Origin of the sequence: Psychrobacter sp. TB20-MNA-CIBAN-0197, from assembly GCF_040309765.1 — a bacterium.
GTDB lineage: Bacteria > Pseudomonadota > Gammaproteobacteria > Pseudomonadales > Moraxellaceae > Psychrobacter > Psychrobacter submarinus.
Genome location: NZ_JBEOPC010000382.1, coordinates 1 through 284 on the forward strand (window position 1 = coordinate 1; position 284 = coordinate 284).

Annotated in this window: 1 protein-coding gene; it reads left to right on the forward strand. The window is 38.0% G+C overall.

All coding sequences use genetic code 11. The features are described from left to right. A partial coding sequence (locus AAEY83_RS14135) for an EAL domain-containing protein (protein ID WP_351059802.1) occupies window positions 1–284 on the forward strand: 284 nt, incomplete at both ends.

Consider the following 284-nt stretch of genomic DNA (forward strand, 5'->3'; position numbering starts at 1 on the left):
CTATAGACGATGTTGGTGCGGGGTATTCTTCTTTTCAGCATATTTTGGAGCTACAAGCAGATATTATTAAACTTGATATTAGCCTTACCCGAAACATTAATAGCGATCGTCGTAAATACTTATTAGCTAAAGCATTATGCGGATTTGCTAAAGACATTGGTTGTAATATTATTGCCGAAGGCATAGAAACACTAGAAGAAATAAACACCCTACGCAAACTAAATGTCGATAAGGTTCAGGGCTATTATTTAGGCCGCCCACAAGCACTTTGCGATGCTTTAGTG